The sequence below is a fragment of the Kitasatospora sp. NPDC091257 genome, assembly GCF_044757675.1.
In the GTDB taxonomy this organism is placed as follows: Bacteria; Actinomycetota; Actinomycetes; order Streptomycetales; family Streptomycetaceae; genus Kitasatospora; species Kitasatospora lactacystinica.
The window spans coordinates 1-13,078 of the sequence record NZ_JBIVVI010000098.1; the positions used below are offsets into that span (position 1 = coordinate 1).

Annotated in this window: 9 protein-coding genes and 1 tRNA gene; 2 read left to right on the forward strand and 8 right to left on the reverse strand. The window is 71.6% G+C overall.

All coding sequences use genetic code 11. The features are described from left to right. The 6 genes from pknB to ACIQOV_RS07120 form a co-directional block, all read right to left on the reverse strand. Positions 1–2,107 (reverse strand): Stk1 family PASTA domain-containing Ser/Thr kinase (gene pknB, locus ACIQOV_RS07095; protein WP_401045836.1); only part of this gene is annotated, 2,107 nt, incomplete at its 3' end. Positions 2,108–2,367: 260 nt separating this feature from the next. Next, complete coding sequence (locus tag ACIQOV_RS07100) at positions 2,368–3,825, reverse strand: peptidoglycan D,D-transpeptidase FtsI family protein (protein ID WP_401045839.1); 1,458 nt, start codon at positions 3,823–3,825, stop codon at positions 2,368–2,370. After that, entirely contained in the window at positions 3,822–5,201 is a 1,380-nt protein-coding gene (locus ACIQOV_RS07105) for an FtsW/RodA/SpoVE family cell cycle protein (RefSeq protein ID WP_359912237.1), read from the reverse strand. The genes ACIQOV_RS07100 and ACIQOV_RS07105 overlap by 4 nt, the downstream gene beginning before the upstream one ends. Positions 5,202–5,358: 157 nt before the next feature. Next, positions 5,359–6,975, reverse strand: coding sequence for a PP2C family protein-serine/threonine phosphatase (locus ACIQOV_RS07110; protein ID WP_401045842.1), 1,617 nt, complete (start codon positions 6,973–6,975; stop codon positions 5,359–5,361). A 54-nt stretch (positions 6,976–7,029) separates the two neighbouring features. Continuing rightward, the gene (locus ACIQOV_RS07115) at positions 7,030–7,584 is read right to left on the reverse strand and encodes an FHA domain-containing protein (protein WP_359912202.1); all 555 of its coding nucleotides are present in this window, start codon (positions 7,582–7,584) and stop codon (positions 7,030–7,032) included. Between the two features lie 46 nt (positions 7,585–7,630). After that, positions 7,631–8,497 carry a DUF3662 and FHA domain-containing protein gene (locus ACIQOV_RS07120; RefSeq protein ID WP_359912199.1) on the reverse strand — a complete coding sequence of 289 codons (867 nt, stop codon included), beginning with the start codon at positions 8,495–8,497 and terminating at the stop codon, positions 7,631–7,633. 422 nt (positions 8,498–8,919) lie between these two features. Here ACIQOV_RS07120 and ACIQOV_RS07125 point away from each other — a divergent pair. Continuing rightward, positions 8,920–9,003: transfer RNA gene (locus tag ACIQOV_RS07125), tRNA-Leu, on the forward strand. 100 nt (positions 9,004–9,103) lie between these two features. Here ACIQOV_RS07125 and ACIQOV_RS07130 read toward each other — a convergent pair. Together ACIQOV_RS07130 and ACIQOV_RS07135 are read right to left on the reverse strand one after the other, a co-directional pair. Next, a complete protein-coding gene (locus ACIQOV_RS07130) occupies positions 9,104–10,249 on the reverse strand; it encodes a histidine kinase (RefSeq protein ID WP_359912196.1) in 1,146 nt (381 codons plus the stop codon). Further along, the gene (locus ACIQOV_RS07135) at positions 10,246–10,896 is read right to left on the reverse strand and encodes a response regulator transcription factor (RefSeq protein WP_359912234.1); all 651 of its coding nucleotides are present in this window, start codon (positions 10,894–10,896) and stop codon (positions 10,246–10,248) included. Before ACIQOV_RS07135 ends, ACIQOV_RS07130 begins: the two co-directional genes overlap by 4 nt. Before the next feature lie 340 nt (positions 10,897–11,236). Between ACIQOV_RS07135 and ACIQOV_RS07140 the strand changes: the two genes are divergently transcribed. Then, positions 11,237–13,066, forward strand: coding sequence for a phosphatidylglycerol lysyltransferase domain-containing protein (locus tag ACIQOV_RS07140; RefSeq protein WP_380357471.1), 1,830 nt, complete (start codon positions 11,237–11,239; stop codon positions 13,064–13,066). Positions 13,067–13,078 lie beyond the last annotated feature (12 nt).

A 13,078-nucleotide genomic window follows, 5' to 3' on the forward strand; every position in this document is an offset into this window, starting at 1 on the left:
GTGTGGTGGTGGGGTCGCCCCCTTTGGGCGGCTCGGCCGCCTTGGTGTACAGCTGGATCTGGGTGTTCGGGTCGACCTGGGTGCCGGCAGGCGGGTTGGTCTGCTGCACCGTCGCGTTCGGGTCGGCGGGGCCGCTGACCACGACGTAGGTCAGGCCGAGCGCCTTCAGCTGGTTGGCGGCGTCGCCCAGCTTGACGTTCGCCAGCGGCGGGACCTGGGGCTTGTCCTGTGCCTTGAAGACGGTCAGCGAGATCTTGGTGTTGGCCGGGGCCTTGGTGTTGGCCGGGACCGACTGGAAGGCGACGGTGTTGACCTTGCTCGGGTCGGGGGCCGGCACGGTCTTCGAGGCGTCCACCTGGAAGCCGAGGCCCTGGAGGGTGGCCGTCGCGTCCTCCTTCTGGGAGCCGACCACGTTCGGCACGTTCACCTTGGTCTTGCCCTGCGACACGGTCAGCTTGATCGCGGCGCTCGGGTCGACGGTCGCGTTGGCCGCCGGGTCCTGGGCGGTGACGGTGTCCTGCGCGGCGTTGTCGTCGTCCTTGTACTCGGTGGTGACGTTGGTGAAGCCGAGGTCGGCGAGCGCCTTGACGGCCTGGTCCTTGGGCTTGCCGACCACGCCGGGGACCTGCGCCTTGGCCGGGCCCGAGGAGACCTGCACCGTGATGGTGGACGTCTCCGCGACCTGGGTGCCCGGCGTCGGGGTCTGGGTGCAGACCTGGTCCTTCTTGACGTTGGTGTCCGGGCAGGCGATCTTGTCGCCCTCGGTCACCACGAGCTTGGGGCCGACCCCGGCGGCGGCCGTCCTGGCCTCGGCCAGGGTCTTGCCGACCAGGTTCGGGGCGGTGACCTTCGCGGCCTCCTTGGTGCCCTTGTCGCCGAACATCGCCTGGGCGACGAAGAAGGTGCCGACCAGGACCAGCACGGCGGCCACCGCCAGCACGACCCAGGAGGTGTTGCTCTTCTTCGGCGGGTCCTCGCCGCGCCGGCCGCCGCCGCCGCGGCCGTAGCCGTCGTCGTAGCCGTCGTTGCCGCCGCCCGCGGCGCCGGCGTAGGTCTGGCCGTAGCCGTCGTCCGGGTAGCCGCCCTGCTGCCCGTAGCCGGGCTGCCCGGAGGCCTGCGGCAGGACGGTGGTCGGGCCGCCGCCGGGCTGCTGCGGCAGCACGTTGGTCTGGCCGTACGGGTCGTGCTGCTGCGGGTAGCCGTTCTGGTCGTAGCCGTACCCGGCCGCGCCCATGCCGTACGCGGCCTGCTGGGCGGCGGCCACCGGCAGGCCGTCGAGGAAGCGCTCGATGTCGTCGCGCATCTCGTCGGCGGTCTGGTAGCGGTAGTCGCGGTCCTTGGCGAGCGCCTTCAGCACGATCGCGTCGACCTCGGGGCGCACCTCGGGGTCGAAGACGGACGGCGGCTGCGGCTCCTCCCGGACGTGCTGGTAGGCCACCGCGACCGGCGAGTCGCCGACGAACGGCGGGCGGACGGTCAGCAGCTCGTAGAGCAGGCAGCCGGTGGAGTAGAGGTCGGAGCGGGCGTCGACCTGCTCGCCCTTGGCCTGCTCGGGGGAGAGGTACTGGGCGGTGCCGATGACGGCCGAGGTCTGCGTCATGGTCATACCGGCGTCACCCATCGCACGGGCGATGCCGAAGTCCATGACCTTGACGTTGCCCTGCCGGGTCAGCATCACGTTGGCCGGCTTGATGTCGCGGTGCACGATGCCGGCCCGGTGCGAGTACTCCAGGGCCTGGAGGATGCCGATGGTCATCTCCAGGGCGCGCTCGGGCAGCAGCCGGCGGCCGGAGTGCAGCAGCTCGCGCAGCGTGGACCCCTCGACGTACTCCATCACGATGTACGGGATGGAGATGCCGTCGATGTAGTCCTCGCCGGTGTCGTACACGGCGACGATCGCGGGATGGTTCAGGGACGCGGCCGACTGCGCCTCGCGGCGGAAGCGGGCCTGGAACGACGGATCCCGGGCCATGTCGGCCCGGAGCGTCTTCACTGCGACGGAGCGGCCGAGTCGGGTGTCATGGGCGAGGTACACCTCGGCCATGCCGCCGCGTCCGAGGACGCCGCCGAGCTCGTACCTGCCGCCGAGGCGACGAGGCTCTTCCATAGTTCAGACCCTCTCCCTCACCCGCCGGTGAGGTTGTGACGTAGGTGTCCCCGCACGCTCTGGGTGACGCCGCGCGGCCCGCGACCGGTTCTCCGGCCGAGCCGTGCGGTGCCTCGCGGGCGGCAACGGGCACACCCGCTGCTGGCGGATACGCTACCGGTCGCACCGCACCGGACCGGAGTCAGCCGTCGGCCGATATCAGACCGGTATCCGGACGGGGCCGGCGATCGTGACGTTCCCCTCACCTCGGATCCACGCTCCTACTTGCCGAGAGCGGCCTGCATCACCGCCTTGGCGATCGGGGCCGCGAGCCGGCCGCCGCTGATGCCGTCGCGGTTCTGGGAACCGTCCTCGACCACCACCGCGACCGCGACCGACTGGCCGTCCGCGGTCTTGGCCCAGGAGGTGAACCAGGCGAAGGGCAGTCCCGCGTTGTCCTCGCCGTGCTGCGCGGTGCCGGTCTTGCCGCCGACCTGGAGGCCGGGGATCTTGGCGTTGGTGCCGGTGCCGTTCTCGACCACCGAGATCATCAGGTCCTGCATCTTCTGTGCGGTGGCCGGGCTCATCGGCTGGGAGAACTGCTTCTCGGTGTGCTTGGAGACGGTGGTCAGGGTGGCCGAGCGCTCCTGGTCGACCAGGTACGGCTGCATCAGGCTGCCGTTGTTGGCGATGGCGGCGGAGACCATGGCCATCTGGAGCGGGGTGGCGCGGGTGTCGTGCTGGCCGATCGAGTCCTGGGCGGTGCCGTCCAGGCTCGGGCTGTCCGGGAAGACGCTCTTCTCGGACCGGACCGGGGTGTCGATCGTGCTGTTGAAGCCGAACTTCTCGGCCTGCGCGCGCATCCGCTCCTTGCCCAGGTCCGCGCCCATCTTGGCGAAGACCGTGTTGCAGGACTGGTCCATCCCGGACTTGACGGTCGCGTTCTCGCAGCGCTCGTTCGGGCTCTCGTTCTTCAGCTGGGTGGTCGTGTTCGGCAGGATGTACGGCTCGGGCGTGTCCGTGGCGTCGTCGATGCTCTGGTACCGGCCGTTCTCGAACGCCGCGGTCGCGGTGACCAGCTTGAAGGTCGAGCCGGGCGGATAGGTCTCCTTCAGCGCCCGGTTGAGCATCGGCTTGTTCGGGTCCGCGTTGAGGTCCGTCCACGCCTTGGTGTCGGCGGCCTCGCCGCCGGCGAAGGTGCCGGGGTCGTAGGACGGGGTGGAGACCAGCCCGAGGATCGCGCCGGTCTTCGGGTCGAGGGCGACCACCGCGCCCTTCTTGTTGCCCATGGCGTCGAAGGCCGCCTTCTGGACCTTGGCATTGATGGTGGTGACGACGTCGCCGCCGCGCTTCTGCTCGCCGGTCAGCATGTCCAGGGTGTTGCGGAAGAACAGCCGGTCGTCCGTCCCGGAGAGGATGCCGTCCTCCAGGTTCTCCAACTGGTTGGAGCCGTAGGCCTGGGAGGAGTAACCGGTCACCGGGGCGTACATCGGGCCGTCGACCCAGGAGCGCTTGTACTTGTAGCGCAGGCCGTCGACGAAGTCCGACTTCGTGACCGGCTGGCCGCTGACGATGATGTTGCCGCGCGGGTGGGCGTAGCGGTCGTACAGCTGGCGCTTGTTGTTCTTGTTGGTGGCCCAGGACTCGGCCTGGACGCCCTGCACCCAGTTGGTGCGCACCATCAGGGCCAGGATCAGGACGAGGCAGAAGATCGAGACCCGGCGGATCGGCTTGTTCATCGGGCGGGTCCTCCCTGGCCCTCGGTGGCGGCCGGGGCCGGTTCGGCCCCGGGCCGGCGGGCGCTGTCGCTGATCTTCAGCAGGATCGCGACCAGCGCCCAGTTGGCGACCACGGACGAACCGCCCTGGGCGAGGAACGGCATGGTCATACCGGTGAGCGGGATCAGCCCGGTGACACCGCCGGCCACGACGAACACCTGGATCGCCATCGCCGAGGAGAGGCCGACGGCGAACAGCTTGCCGAACGGGTCGCGGGCGGCGAGCGCGGTGCGCAGGCCGCGCTGCACCAGCAGCGCGTACAGCAGGAAGATCGCCATCAGACCGGTCAGTCCGAGCTCCTCGCCGAAGGAGCCCAGGATGAAGTCGCTCTTGGCCGCGAAGGCGATCAGCCAGGAGCGGCCCTGGCCGAGGCCGGAGCCGGTGACCCCGCCCGAGCCGAGCGCCATCAGCGACTGGCCGATCTGCTCGGTGGCGCCCTTCGGCGGGTTCGCGCTGAAGGCGGCCATCGGGTCGAGCCAGGCGTCGATGCGGACCTTCACGTGGCTGGCGGTCGAGGCGACCGCGACGGCGCCGCCGACCGACATCAGCAGGCCGAACAGGATCCAGCTGGTCCGCTCGGTGGCGACGTAGAGCATCACCACGAACAGGCCGAAGAACAGGAAGGACGTGCCCAGGTCGTTCTCGAAGATCAGGATCAGCAGGCTGAGCAGCCAGATCACGACGATCGGACCGAGGTCGCGGCCGCGCGGCAGGTACAGGCCCATGAACCGGCGGCTGGCCAGCGCCAGGGCGTCCCGCTTGACCATCAGGTAGCCGGCGAAGAACACCGTCAGGACGATCTTGGCGAACTCGCCCGGCTGGATGGAGAAGCTGCCCATCCGGATCCAGATCTTGGCGCCGAAGTCCTCCGCCCGGGACGGGAAGAAGGCCGGCGCGGCGAGCAGGACCAGGGCCACCACCATCGAGATGTAGGTGTAGCGCTGCAACACCCGGTGGTCCTTCAGCAGCACCATCACCCCGATGAAGCCGGCGATCCCGAGGGCCGACCACATCAGCTGGTTCTCGGCCGCCGGGTAGTTGCCCCTGAGCAGCTTGCCCGCCTTGTCGAGCCGCCAGATCATCACCACCCCGAGCCCGTTCAGCAGGGTGGCGATCGGCAGCATCAGCGGGTCCGCGTACGGCGCGAAGCGGCGCACCAGCAGGTGCGCGACCACCGCCAGGGCGCCCATGCCGAGCCCGTAGCCGAGCATGCCGGTGGGCAGCTTGCCGTCCATCGCGAGGCCGACGTTGGCGTACGCGAGGACCGGCACCAGCACCGCGAAGACCAGCAGGGCCAGCTCGGTGTTGCGCCGGTTGGGCGTCTCCTGCGGGGAGATCGTGGTGTTGCCCCGGCGGCGGGGGACGGCACGTTCAGCCGCCCGGCGCCGGCCGGACCGGGTGGTTTCTTCGCTCAGGTCGTAGCTGCTCACGTGGTGACCGCTCCCTGACGGCCGGCAAGCCCGCTCGGGGCGGACCTATGTCGGATCACGGATGTCACTGCTTCGGGCAGGAGTTGGCCCGGCTGATTTCCTCGTCGGTCAGCGGAGCCTGGTCGCCCTGCGCGCCGGTCACCGGAGGGGTGGTGTTCGGCGCCGGGGCGGGTGCCCCCGGAGCGGTCGGCGTCGGCGTGCCCGAGGGCGAGGTGGTCGGTGTCGCCGCGGCCGGGCCGCGGTTCTTCTCGGTCGGGGTGGGCGTGGTGGCCAGGTACGCGGCCTGCACCGCCTGGGTGGCCGGCGGTGCGGCCGGGGCGGTCGCCCTCGCCGCCCGCTGGCAGAGCTGGACCCAGCCGTCGAGCTCGTTGACCGTGGACTGGGCGTCCTTCATGCTGCCGACCGAGATGGTCTTCTTCACGTGGACCTGCTGGTCCTCGGGCAGCCACTTCAGCTGGATCCTGCTGTACGAGGAGTGCACCGAGGACAGGCTCAGACCGGCCAGGTTCTGGTTGATGCCCTGGTAGATCGCGACGTGGTCGTCCTGGGTGCCGACGTAGTACTGGTCCTGGGTCCACTGGTAGCCGAACCAGCCGGCGCCGCCGAGCAGGCCGAGCGTGACCAGGACGGCCAGCGAGACGGTCAGGCCCTTGCGCTTGCGCTTCGCGGGCCGCTCCTCGTCGAAGTCCTCGGTGCCGTACACCGAGGGCTCGCCGGAGCCGTACTCGCCCTCGTACCCCTCGGCGGGGCCGAAGCCGCCGTGCGCGGCGCCGTAGCCCTCCTGGTAGCCCTCGGCCGGGCCGAAGGCGCCCTGCGGGCCGCGGCCGAGGCCGGCGGCGCGGCCGGCCGGGGTGTCCGCGATCGAGCGGTCGGCGGCGGCCGAGGACGGCGGGGCGTCGGCGACCGCGCCGACCACCACCGGGACGTCGTTGAACTGGCCGCTCATGGTGTCCGTGGCGCCGACGTCGATGACGTCCGCCACGATGCAGGTGATGTTGTCCGGACCGCCGCCGCGCAGCGCGAGCTGGATCAGCTCCTGCACGGTCTGCTCGGGCGCGTAGTAGCTGCCGAGGGTGTCCTGGAGGGTCTGGTGGCTGACCGGGCCGGAGAGGCCGTCGGAGCAGATCAGGTAGCGGTCGCCGGCCCGGACCTCGCGGATCGACAGGTCGGGCTCGACCTGGCCGCGGCCGTCCAGCGCCCGCATCAGCAGCGAGCGCTGCGGGTGGGTCTCGGCCTCCTCGGGCGTGATCCGGCCCTCGTCGACCAGGCGCTGCACCCAGGTGTGGTCCTGGGTGATCTGCACCAGGGAGCCGTCGCGCAGCAGGTAGGCGCGGGAGTCGCCGACGTGCACCAGGCCCATCCGCTGACCCGTCCACAGCATGGCGGTCAGGGTGCAACCCATGCCCTCCAGCTGCGGGTCCTCCTCGACCATCAGCCGGAGCCGGTCGTTGGCGCCCTGGACGGCGTCGCCCAGCAGGGTCAGCAGGTCGGCGCCCGGCACGTCCTCGTCCAGCCGGACGATCGAGCCGAGCACCTCGGAGGACGCGACCTCGCCGGCCGCGGCACCGCCCATGCCGTCGGCCACGGCCAGCAGCCGCGGCCCGGCGTAGCCGGAGTCCTCGTTCCCCTCCCGGATCAGTCCCTTGTGGGAGCCGGCGGCGAAGCGCAGCACCAGGGTCATGCGACCTGTGCCCCCCTCTGGGTCATGGACGGGATGCTGTCCCTCATGCGCCAACTACTTCCGCAGTTCGATGACGGTCCTGCCGATACGGATCGGCATGCCCGGCTGGAGCGGGGTGGGCGCGGTCAGGCGCTGCCGGTCCAGATAGGTGCCGTTGGTGGAGCCTAGATCCTCGACCGTCCACTGCCCAGTCTGATCCGGATAGATCCTGGCATGCCGGGAGGACGCGTAGTCGTCGTCCAGCACGATGGTGGAGTCGTGCGCGCGGCCGAGCGTGATGGTCTGGCCCTGGAGCGCCACCGTGGTGCCGGCCAGCGAGCCCTGCACCACGACGAGCTGGGTCGGGCCGCCGCGACGGCGCCCCCCGCCGCCCTGGGTCTGGCCCGCCGCGGGGCCGGCCTGGGCCGGTGCCGCGGCACGCGCGGCGGTGGCGGCGGTCGCGGTGGCGGCGCCGCCGGCGGCCGTGGCGTTCGTGCCGCGACGGGAGGACCGCGGGTTCACCTTGGTGCCGAACAGGTCGCTGCGGATCACCTGGATCGCGACGATGACGAACAGCCACAGCACGGCCAGGAAGCCCAGCCGCATGACCGTGAGGGTCAGTTCTGACATGGCCGTCCCGCCAGTCGGTGAGCGAGGCGCGCGAACAATTCGGACACTACCCTTCGACCTGCCGGTAGACGATGGTGGTGGAGCCCACGACGATTCGGGAGCCGTCGCGGAGCGTAGCGCGCTGGGTGTGCTGTCCGTCCACCACGATGCCGTTGGTGGACCCCAGGTCGAGCACCATCGAGGGCGTGCCGGGCCGGATCTCGGCGTGCTTGCGGGAGACCCCGGGGTCGTCGATCCGCACGTCCGCCTCGGTCGACCGGCCGAGCACGCAGGCCGAGCCGGTGATCTGGTGCCGGGCGCCGTTCACCTCGACCCAGCGGCGCATGCCGGCGCCGCCGTGGCCGGCGCCGGGGAAGGCCCGGACGTTGCCGCCGGCGGGCGCGGGCGGGCCGGGGGGCATCGCGGGGGGCGCGGCCGGCGGCGGGGGCGCGCTGTACTGGCCGGCGCCGGGCTGCTGCCACGGTGCGCCGGGGGCGGGAGCGGCCGGCGGACGGTCGTAGCCCGGCTGCGGCGGCGCGTACTGCTGCTGCGGGGGCTCCTCGGCCGCGAGGGTGCGGCTGCGCACCCGGTACAGCCCGGTGTCCAGGTCGTCGGCCTTCTCCAGGTTCACCTGGAGCGGACCCATGAACGTGTACCGCTGGGCCTCCGCGTACTCGCGGACCATGCCGGCCAGCTCGGTGCCGAGCTGCCCGGAGTAGGGGCTGAGCCGCTCGTGGTCGTGCGGGCTCAGCTCGACGATGAAGTCGTTCGGCACGACGGTGCGGTCGCGGTTCCAGATGCTCGCGTTGTTGTCGCACTCGCGCTGCAGCGCCCCGGCGATCTCCACGGGCTGGACCTCGGACTTGAACACCTTGGCGAAGGTGCCGTTGACGAGACCCTCGAGCCGCTGCTCGAACTTCTTCAGCACTCCCATGGGGCACCCCCTTCCAGGGTTCGTTCGCCTGCCTGCCGGCCGGATCCCGCCCGGGACCCGGTCGCGCCTCCTACTTGCGGTACTTCCGTACTGATCGTATCCACGCCGGGCCCTTCCGTACGGTTCCCGGACCGTGTGGTGCCCGGGGGTGGGCTCGGACACACAGGGTGACGCATTCCGGGTACGGCACGCCAGGTGCGCCCGTCGGATCGCCCTTCCGGAAGTCGTACGGGCGTTCGTCGGGCATTGGTTCGAGTGTCACCGGGGTCCCCGGACAACGGATTCGGAGCAGCCCCCCAGGTCGTGCTAATGTTTTCCATGTCGGAAGGGCCGCCCGAAAGGGAGGCCGGTCCAAAGAAGTGCGAAGTACCGATGGTACCGAGCACTCCGGAAGATCGGTCGGCAACGAGGACAACACCCATGCGCGGGTGGCGGAATAGGCAGACGCGCTGGATTCAGGTTCCAGTGCCCGAAAGGGCGTGGGGGTTCAACTCCCCCCTCGCGCACAGCGAAGCCCCGCAGATCTACGGATCTGCGGGGCTTTTTTGTCGTCCGCTCCCTGCCCGACGGCCGCCGGCACCGGTGCCTTCGCCGGGCCGGGGCGGATCAGCCGCGGCTGGCCGGGAGTTCGGCGCGGACCTCGAAGCCGCCGTCCGGGGTCGGCCCGGCGGTGAGGGTGCCGCCCAGCAGCTGGGCGCGCTCGCGCAGGCCGACGAGCCCGTGGCCGCCGCCCGGCAGCGTCTCGGTGGGGTGCACCGGCGGCGCGTCGTTGCGGACCTCGACCCGCAGCCGGCGGCCCTTCGCCCGGACCCGCACGTGCACCGCCGCCTCCGGGGCGTACTTGGTGATGTTGGTGAGCGCCTCCTGGACGGTGCGGTAGGCGGCCCGTTCGACCGCCTCCGGCCACGGGCGGTCGCCGGGGACCAGCTCGGAGTCGGCGGTCAGGCCGCTCTCCTCGATCAGCCGGGGCAGGTCGGCCAGCCGGGGCTGCGGGGCGAGCGGGGCGTCCGGCAGCCCGCCGGTGCCGCGCAGCACCCCGACCATCTGGCGCAGCTCGTCCAGGGTCCGCACGGACAGCTCGCGGATGGTGCGGGCGGCGGTCACGGCCGCCGGGTCGGGGCTGCTCACCTGGAGCGCTCCGGCCTGGATGCTGATCAGGCTGACCTGGTGCGAGACCACGTCGTGCATCTCCCGGGCCAGCCGGCCGCGCTCGCTGATCAGCACCCGCTCGGCCAGCAGCCGGCTCTCCCGCTCCTGGCCGCGGGTCAGCTCGTCCAGGCGGGCGGCCAGCTCCCGCCGGGTGCGGGCGAGCAGACCGGTGGCGGCCGGGCCGGCCGCCAGCATCACGGCCTGGATGGCGTCCAGTGCGGTGGCGCGGCTGAGGTCGAGGACGCCCTCGGGCAGCGGCCAGTGGAAGAACTCGACCAGGGCGAACAGGACGCCGCAGGGGATCACGATCCGGGGGCGGGGGCGCTCGGCGGCCACCGAGTAGACGGCCGTGATCGGGGCCAGCCAGATCTCGTCCACGAAGCTGCCCGGCATGGTGAGCAGCAGCACGGTCACCGGGAAGCGCCGGCGCCAGAACAGGGCGACGGCGGCCAGCGTGGACAGCGCCACCTGCCACCAGGCGGCCTCCCGGGCCACCAGGGCGGCGTCCAGCAGGGAGTAGAGGACGGGCAGCAGCAGCATCAGCCAGGGGGCGGTGCACCAGGCCGGCAGCCGTCTGGACGGCAGTTGGTCGGCGGTCGTCATGCCCCGTCGCCGGGCTTGGGCCGGACCAGCCCGGCCCGGTGGGCCAGGACGGCGGCCTGGACCCGGTTGGCGGCGCCGAGCTTGCCGAGGATCGCGCTGATGTGGTCCTTGACGGTGCCGGTGCCGAGGAAGAGCCGGTCGGCGATCTCGGCGTTGGACAGGCCCTCGCCGAGCAGCGCGAGCACGTCGAGCTCGCGGCCGGTGAGGGTGCGGGCGAGCGCGGTGGCCTCGGCGTCCGGGCCGCCGCCGTCCACGTAGCCGCCGATCACGGTGCGGGTGACGGTCGGGGAGAGGATGTTGCCGCCGGCCGCGAGCACCCGGACGGCGTGCACCAACTGCTCGGGGGCGGTGTCCTTGAGCAGGAACCCGGCCGCGCCGGCCCGCAGCGCGGTGCCGATGTACTCGTCGGTGTCGAAGGTGGTGAGCATCGCCACGGCGGGCGGTTCGGGCAGGGCGCGCAGGCGGCGCAGCACCGAGATGCCGTCGAGGTCGGGCATCCGGATGTCGAGCAGCACCACGTGCGGGCGAAGCCGCTGGACGTGTTCCTCGGCCTGTCCGCCGGAGCAGTCGCCGACCACCTCCAGGTCGTCGGCGGAGCCGACGATCAGGCCCAGGCCGGAGCGGACCAGGATCTCGTCGTCGACGATCAGCACGCGGGTGGTGGTGATGGTGCCTCCTCGGTTCGGGCGGCCGGGTCGGGGCGGTCCGCGTGGGTCGTTTCGAGAGTAGGGGTTGTGCGAGTGGGGTGCCGAACGCCGGGGGCTGATCACCCCCGCCGTTCGGCGGGGGTGGGAATCCGCTACCCGGTTCACGCAATTCTCAGGTTCGGTGGGGAAACATGGAGTTGGCTGACCCTTTTCCGGCCGCATCCTCCAATCGGGCGGTCGGCCGGGTGAGGTCGCCGGTCAGTCCGTCGGGCCCGAGCGGGCGCCCGACGCCGGGCCGTTTGCGGATGCGCCCCACCATCTGATCGTTTGGAATTGAGCTGTGTCGTCCACTGTGAAGTCGGAGCCGTCCGCCACGTCCCACGGACCCCGGCCCGGCGACGTGCTGGACCGCTGGCGTCCGAGGGCCGCCGCGGCCTCCGTCTGGTACCTGCGGCTGATCGCGCTGCTGAACGTGGCGACGGTGCTCCTGGTGCCCTTCCGCGACCAGGTCTACGAGCACAACGAGGGCGAGTACTTCACCCCGTACCTGATGACCGCCGGCCTGGCCAGCGCGGTGCTGTCGGTGTTCCTCGCGATCGCGATGCGGCGGCGCAAGCGGGCCGCGTGGATTTTCAACACGGCGCTCGGCGGGATGTTCGCGCTGCTGTACCTGGCGGCCATGCTGGTGCCGGACGAGCGCTTCGACTCCCACCCGCTCAACTACATCTCCACCGTTCTGACCTGCCTGTTCGTGCTGGCGCTGCTGATCGGGCGCAAGGAGTTCACGTCCAAGGGCGACAGTTCCAACCCGAAGACCGCGGCGGCCACCTTCGTCGCCGGGCTGGCGTTCGGCGGCGGGGTGGGCGCGCTGCTGGTCTGGCTGACCAACGAGCTGTCCGGCGCCGGTTTCTGGGACCTGTTCCGCTACTCGGTCGGCCGGATGATCACGATCACCCCGTCCGAGCACCTGCGCTCGGTGATCGCCGCGCCGACCTGGGTGAACGCCGCGATCAACGCGATGGGCGCGGTGCTCTTCCTGCTGGTGCTGTACGTGGCCTTCCGCAGCCCGCGCGGCAAGGAGCTGCTCACCGCCGAGGACGAGGCGCAGCTGCGCGGCCTGCTGGACAAGCAGGGCGAGCGGGACTCGCTCGGCTACTTCGCGCTGCGCCGGGACAAGGCGGTGATCTTCTCCCCCAGCGGCAAGGCGGCGGTCACCTACCGGGTGATCGGCGGCGTCTCGCTCGCCTCGGGCGACCCGATCGGCGACCCGGAGGCCTGGCCGGGCGCGATCGACGCCTGGCTGTCCGAGGCCCGTGAGCACGCCTGGGCGCCGGCCGTGATGGGCGCCTCCGAGGAGGCCGGGGTGATCTACGCCCGGCACGGGCTGGACGCGCTGGAGCTGGGCGACGAGGCGATCGTCGAGCTGGACGAGTTCTCGCTGGACGGCCGCGCGATGCGGGTGGTCCGACAGGCCTACAACCGGGTCAAGCGGGCCGGGTACACGGTGCGGATCCGCCGCCACGAGGACATCTCGGAGGAGGAGATGGCCGAGCTGGTGGCCAAGGCCGACGAGTGGCGCGACGGGGCCACCGAGCGCGGCTTCTCGATGGCCCTCGGCCGGCTCGGGGACCCGGGCGACGGCCGCTGCGTGATGCTGGAGTGCCACGACGGCGACGGCGAGCTCAAGGCGCTGCTCAGCTTCGTGCCGTGGGGCCCGGACGGGCTCTCGCTGGACCTGATGCGCCGGGCCCGGGACACCGAGAACGGCCTGATGGAGTTCATGGTCATCGAGCTGCTGCAGCGCGCCGAGGAGGTCGGGCTGAAGCGGGTCTCGCTGAACTTCGCGATGTTCCGCTCGGTCTTCGAACGCGGTTCGCGCCTCGGCGCCGGCCCGGTGCTGCGGCTGTGGCGTTCGGTCCTGGGATTCTTCTCGCGCTGGTGGCAGATCGAGTCGCTGTACCGCGCCAATGCCAAGTACCGGCCGATCTGGGAACCGCGCTACCTGCTCTTCGAGAAGAGCAGCGAGATTCCGCGGATCGGCATCGCGAGCGCGCGCGCCGAGGGTTTCATCGTCGCGCCGAGCCTGCCCGCCCTGTTCCGCCGCCGGCACGCCCGGGCCGCCGTGGTGGCGCCCCGGGTCCCGGTCGCGGCCCGGGACGGGAAGGGGTAGCCCTCCGTCGGG

Bases quoted from the DNA above. Each gene is read 5' to 3' on its own strand.
- ACIQOV_RS07120 (WP_359912199.1), bottom strand. From the start codon at position 8,497: ATGGGAGTGCTGAAGAAGTTCGAGCAGCGGCTCGAGGGTCTCGTCAAC.
- ACIQOV_RS07130 (WP_359912196.1), bottom strand. From the start codon at position 10,249: ATGACGACCGCCGACCAACTGCCGTCCAGACGGCTGCCGGCCTGGTGC.
- ACIQOV_RS07110 (WP_401045842.1), bottom strand. From the start codon at position 6,975: ATGACCCTGGTGCTGCGCTTCGCCGCCGGCTCCCACAAGGGACTGATC.
- ACIQOV_RS07115 (WP_359912202.1), bottom strand. From the start codon at position 7,584: ATGTCAGAACTGACCCTCACGGTCATGCGGCTGGGCTTCCTGGCCGTG.
- ACIQOV_RS07100 (WP_401045839.1), bottom strand. From the start codon at position 3,825: ATGAACAAGCCGATCCGCCGGGTCTCGATCTTCTGCCTCGTCCTGATC.